The sequence below is a fragment of the Vulcanococcus sp. DEBay_Sum29NL08_54 genome (assembly GCF_017859255.1).
In the GTDB taxonomy this organism is placed as follows: Bacteria; Cyanobacteriota; Cyanobacteriia; order PCC-6307; family Cyanobiaceae; genus Vulcanococcus.
The window spans coordinates 1-2506 of the sequence record NZ_JAFMNJ010000081.1 but is presented as its reverse complement, the minus strand read 5'-3'; the positions used below and the strand labels follow the sequence as shown (position 1 = coordinate 2506).

Below are 2506 nucleotides of genomic sequence, written 5' to 3'. Positions count from 1 at the left end.
GATGAAGAACCCGATCCTTTGGCTGCACGGGGACGCCCTGGGCCCCAGCAACCCTGCCCTGTTGTCCCACCCCGGTCAGCCAGCGGTGTTCGTGTTTGACCGAGAACTGCTGAGGGGCAACAGTCCCACCACCGCCGATCCCCAGGGGGCGGCCGAGCCGGTCAGCCTCAAGCGCATCGGCTTCCTCTACGAGTGCCTGCTGGAGCTCCCCGTGACCCTGCGCCAGGGGGATGTGGCCAGCGAGGTGCTGCGCTTTGCCCAAGCCCATGGCGCCGATGGCATCGTCACCAGCTCCAGCGTGGATCCCCGCGTGGGGAGCATCTGCCGCACGCTCGAGCAATCCCTGCCGGTGGTACAGCTCGAACCCACGCCCTTCGTCGAGCTGGAGGAGGGAGTGAATCTGGGGCGCTTTAGCCGCTACTGGCGGCAAGCCGAACGGGAGGTCTGGGCCGACTGGGCGCCGCAGGCTTAAGAAGCTGCGTTCTCCTCTGGGGGACTGAGCAGGTCCCGCTCCTCGAGCATCGGGAAGGTTGGAGCCGAGACCTCAGCGGCGCTGCGGGGCGGAACCGTCCACTGCCAGCGGGCCTTGGGAGCGCGCTTTCGGCAGAGGGCCTTGAGCTCCTGCCGCAGGGCCCGCTGCACGTCCTGGCGGTTGGCCGCTTCAAAAAACTCCTGACGGCTCGCCAGGCCCGTGCTGAAGGGCCTGCTGCCATTGCCGTTAAACAATCGAGCCGGATCCACCAGCCAGCGGGGTTTGCAGACACCGGCCTCACGGGTGTCGGTGGAGAGCCAGATGTGCAGCCCATAGCCGTCGGGCTGATTCACCACCGCCAAGCCGTCATGGGGCTGGGAGCGCTGCAGGGGATAGATCGTCCAGGTGGCGCTGCGGTGGGCGGGCACACAACCCAGCAGAGCCAGGGCCAGAAGAGCCGCTGCGGGACGGGGCCAACCCAAGGCAGTTCAGGGCACAATCAGCCCCATTCTGGTGGCGTTGTCATGGTGCTCACCCCGTCTGAAATGTTGCCCCTGGGAACGCCCCTGCCGGCGTTCGCGCTGGAGCGGGCCGCAGGCGGCAGCTGGAGCACAGCATCGCTGGAAGCCCAACCGGTGTTGGTGCTGTTCATCTGCGCCCACTGCCCCTACGTGATCCACATCGAGCCGGAACTGGGCCGCCTGGAGCGCGACTACGGCCAGCAGCTGCAGATCGTGGCGATCTCCAGCAACAGCACCATCACCCACCCCCAGGACGGCCCCCAAGGCTTAAGCGCGCAGGCCCAACGCCAGGGCTGGGGCTTCCCCTATCTCTTTGATGCCAGCCAAGCGGTCGCCAAGGCCTTCCAGGCCGCCTGCACCCCCGATCTTTTTCTGTTCGACGGTCAGCACCAACTCGTCTATCGCGGCCAGCTCGATGCCAGCCGCCCCGGCAACGACCAACCGCTCAATGGCGCCGACCTGAGGGCGGCCATCGACGCCCTGTTGAACGGTCAAGCGATCAGCCCTGAGCAGACGCCATCGATCGGCTGCAACATCAAGTGGCACCCGCAGGAGCCCTAGAGGGCCGAGAACCGAGTGGGGGCCTTAAGGTTCCCTTCATGCAGGTGCCCCCCTTCAGCCTCACGGAACAGCTGGCGCAGCTCGGACCTGAGCTGGATGCAGCGGTTTTGGAGGTTCTCCGTAGCGGTCAATACATCGGTGGCGGGGTCATCGCTGCTTTCGAGAAGGCCTTTGCCGAGAGCGTGCAGAGCCCCTTTGCCGTGGGCTGCAACAGCGGCACCGACGCCCTGATCCTGGCCCTACGCGGCCTGGGCATCGGTCCAGGCGATGAGGTCATCACCGCCTCCTTCAGCTTCTTTGCCACCGCAGAAGCGATCAGCGCCGTGGGCGCCACACCGGTCTTCGTTGATGTCGAGGAGAGCTCCTATCTGATCGACCTGGATCAGGTGGAAGCAGCGATCACCCCGGCCACGAAGGCTCTGATCCCAGTGCATCTGTTTGGCCGGCCAGTCGACATGGAGCGCGTCTGCGCCATTGCCGCGCGCCACAACCTCAAGGTGGTCGAGGACTGCGCCCAGGCCAGCGGAGCCAGCTGGGCTGGAATCCCCGTGGGCAGCTGGGGCGATGTGGGCTGCTTCAGCTTCTTCCCCACCAAAAATCTCGGTGGTGCCGGTGACGGCGGCGCCGTGACCTGCAAAGACGAGGCGCTGGCCCAACGGATGCGGGAGCTGGCAGTGCACGGGATGCCCCGCCGCTACCTCCACAGCGAACTCGGCTACAACAGCCGCCTCGATGCGATCCAGGCCGCCGTTCTGGGCGTCAAGCTGCCCCACCTGAGCGACTGGGTCCAGAAGCGCACGGCCATCGCCCAGCGCTACCGCGCCGAACTCAGCGGCAGCAGCGGCTTCGCCTTGCCCGAGGCCGGTCCCTCCGGCCACAGCTGGAACCAGTTCGTCGTTCGTGTCCCCGCCTGCAGTCCCACGCCGGCCTGCGGCTCAAGCTGCACCCCGTC

The 2506-nt window shown here is 66.7% G+C and carries 4 protein-coding genes; 3 read left to right on the top strand and 1 reads right to left on the bottom strand.

The window, feature by feature from the left end; genetic code table 11:
- Nucleotide 1: 1 nt before the first annotated feature.
- Nucleotides 2–472 (top strand): hypothetical protein, encoded by a 471-nt coding sequence (locus QZ186_RS11695; protein WP_296417034.1) that lies wholly within the window; start codon nucleotides 2–4, stop codon nucleotides 470–472.
- Here the strand turns inward: QZ186_RS11695 and QZ186_RS11690 are convergent.
- Nucleotides 469–954 (bottom strand): hypothetical protein, encoded by a 486-nt coding sequence (locus QZ186_RS11690; RefSeq protein ID WP_296417031.1) that lies wholly within the window; start codon nucleotides 952–954, stop codon nucleotides 469–471. The genes QZ186_RS11695 and QZ186_RS11690 overlap by 4 nt on opposite strands.
- Before the next feature lie 42 nt (nucleotides 955–996).
- Here QZ186_RS11690 and QZ186_RS11685 point away from each other — a divergent pair, with 42 nt between their 5' ends.
- Nucleotides 997–1554: a thioredoxin family protein gene (locus QZ186_RS11685; protein ID WP_296417029.1), complete on the top strand. Its 558-nt coding sequence runs from the start codon at nucleotides 997–999 to the stop codon at nucleotides 1552–1554.
- A gap of 38 nt (nucleotides 1555–1592) precedes the next feature.
- Nucleotides 1593–2506, top strand: a 914-nt coding sequence (locus QZ186_RS11680; RefSeq protein WP_296417026.1) for a DegT/DnrJ/EryC1/StrS aminotransferase family protein, incomplete at its 3' end; no start/stop codon positions are given.

Bases quoted from the DNA above. Each gene is read 5' to 3' on its own strand.
- QZ186_RS11695 (WP_296417034.1), top strand. From the start codon at position 2: ATGAAGAACCCGATCCTTTGGCTGCACGGGGACGCCCTGGGCCCCAGC.
- QZ186_RS11685 (WP_296417029.1), top strand. From the start codon at position 997: ATGGTGCTCACCCCGTCTGAAATGTTGCCCCTGGGAACGCCCCTGCCG.